Source organism: Baaleninema sp. (assembly GCF_049974805.1).
Taxonomy (GTDB): domain Bacteria; phylum Cyanobacteriota; class Cyanobacteriia; order Cyanobacteriales; family Geitlerinemataceae; genus Baaleninema.
Genome location: NZ_JBNGCO010000074.1, coordinates 23,971 through 26,088 on the forward strand (window position 1 = coordinate 23,971; position 2,118 = coordinate 26,088).

The 2,118-nt window shown below is 52.8% G+C and carries 3 protein-coding genes; 1 reads left to right on the forward strand and 2 read right to left on the reverse strand.

Annotated elements, in window-relative coordinates; genetic code table 11:
• Positions 1 to 368: 368 nt before the first annotated feature.
• A complete protein-coding gene (gene cas2, locus ACP5D4_RS14460; RefSeq protein WP_428012326.1) occupies positions 369 to 650 on the reverse strand; it encodes a CRISPR-associated endonuclease Cas2 in 282 nt (93 codons plus the stop codon).
• A gap of 12 nt (positions 651 to 662) precedes the next feature.
• On the reverse strand, positions 663 to 1,673 hold the full coding sequence (cas1, locus tag ACP5D4_RS14465) for a CRISPR-associated endonuclease Cas1 (RefSeq protein WP_428012327.1): 1,011 nt from the start codon (positions 1,671 to 1,673) through the stop codon (positions 663 to 665).
• A 309-nt stretch (positions 1,674 to 1,982) separates the two neighbouring features.
• Between cas1 and ACP5D4_RS14470 the strand changes: the two genes are divergently transcribed.
• Positions 1,983 to 2,118: helix-turn-helix domain-containing protein (locus ACP5D4_RS14470; RefSeq protein ID WP_428012328.1), on the forward strand; the 136-nt coding region annotated here is incomplete at its 3' end.

Consider the following 2,118-nt stretch of genomic DNA (forward strand, 5'->3'; position numbering starts at 1 on the left):
GAGTTTCCGTCCCCTTGCGGGGTGAAGGTAAGAAAAAACCCTATACCTGTGGAAACCTGATGCTATGCGGTTTTCAAGGTTCGTTGGCGCGAGAGCTGTTTTCAATCCGTTACAAACCCAAAAAGGTTCAACAGCCGAACCGAAAAAACTCTCGAAAATTGAATTATTCTAAATTTATCGAAAGCGCGAGAAGCTGTCAAGCCTATTTCAACAAAATTGCAAAACTTTACATTGTCTCTTCCCGTTTAAGTATTACTTAAACTTTGCGCGAGTTTTAACCCTATCTTTACAATAGGTTACACATCAAACTATCAGTTCAAACAAAAACCTAGCTCGTACATCCCCCAATAGAGACATTTTAAAAATAGTTACAAAATCAAAAAATCTGGCGGTTCGTAAGGGGGCGGCGACCCAAACACCCGAGTTTCCCGTTTCGCCCGTTCGTCCAACGGGTACACCCGCAAACTGTCCTCCGGTATCTCCAACACCCGCAACCACCGCTTCAACAACCGTTCCAACGTCTCCTCATCGCAAGGACACTCGAACACCGAATACTGAACCCGCTCGCACCGCTGCTCGATTAACTTCGCCAACTTCGTCCGGCGTCGATCGCACCGCACGTCATAACACACCAACCACAAGCGACTCATCTTCCCCACCTCCTAACGCACCGTAAACGCCTGATAATCCAATCGCAACTCCACACAACAGCGTCCCAACCACCGCGCCTGTTCCAACAAAATCTGACTCAAGGTCAACTGGCGCTTTTGCGGCGGGTACAAAAACCGAGTTTGAAACCGACGTTCCAACCGCGTCAAAAACAACCTCTTCGCCTGGGGTCCCAGCCAAACCCCCTCTCCATCCGGCGAGGGAACGAAATCCGACGCCTCCAACAAATCCGACTCCAAAATCTCCCAAACCGTGCGATCGATCGCCAGAGGACGAAACTCCTCCATCACGTCCAACACCAAATTCGGACGATAAGGTTCCGTGGCGTGGAAAAACCCCAAATACGGATCGAACCCCGCCTGAACGCAGGCTGAAAATACCCGCGACAACAACACCCCATATCCCCAACTCAACAGCGCATTTCCCGGATCGCGCGGCGGACGGCGGTTGCGTCCCGAAAAATTCCAGCGAGGGGGCAACACCTGCGCCAACGCCTGATAATAAGTTCGGGCGCAAATCCCCTCAATCCCCATCAACTGCGATCGATCCAACGGCGACTCCAACCCCTGCAACTGTCGTATATACGTCCCCATCGTCTCCACCGCCTCCGCCAAACCCCCCACCCGTCCTCGCATTTCCCGATTTCGCCGCTGTAACAGCGTCCGTTGATTGCGAATCTTCCCCAACACCAACATCTGCGCCAACGCCATCCCGAACGTCGTATCCACCACCCGATACTGCGCCAACCGCAACGTCGGATTCGTCTGAAACTGTCCCTGTAACCGTCCCCGAAAACGCCCGTCTCCCCGCAAAAACAGCGTTTCCACCCCGCGATCGAGCAACACGGCGATCGCCTGTCCCGTCAACTGCACCCCCGGTAACACCACCAACAACCGCAACTCCGCCAACCGACAGCGGCGTTTCTCCTCCCCCCGCTTCACCGTCAAAGCCTCGTTTCCATATCCCACCACCGTCCCCGGTTCCGTCACATAAAGCGTCGTCATCGTTCCTTCTCCGTATCTGACCCCTTCCATTAAACCCCCTACCTGGAAGGAGCAGCTTCCACCCATATGGATAATACAGATACATCCAACACAGCAATCAACATCAGAAACTGGAGAAACCCCGATGATGTCTCGCAACCTCGCCAAACAACTGACCCGCTATCGCAGCCTTCTCGTCGCTTTAGCCTGAACCGCGAGAATCCTACGTTTCTAATCTCCGATTGAAGCGTAGATGAATCGCGGCGGTAAGGTTGCGAGCAAGCCGTTCGATCTGTTATGCTACTCTTAGTGCAAAGCTTGTTTCGCCTAATGAAAGTTGTCAAGCTGAGAATTTATCCCACGAAAGAGCAGGAAGTTGCCCTGGCGAAAGCCTTTGGCTGCTGTCGTTTCGTGTGGAACCGTTCTCTGCAACTGACGACTGAAGCCTACCGCCAAACCGGGAAAG

Coding starts and splice junctions, on each gene's coding strand:
- cas2 (WP_428012326.1), bottom strand. CDS start 650: ATGAGTCGCTTGTGGTTGGTGTGTTATGACGTGCGGTGCGATCGACGC.
- cas1 (WP_428012327.1), bottom strand. CDS start 1,673: ATGACGACGCTTTATGTGACGGAACCGGGGACGGTGGTGGGATATGGA.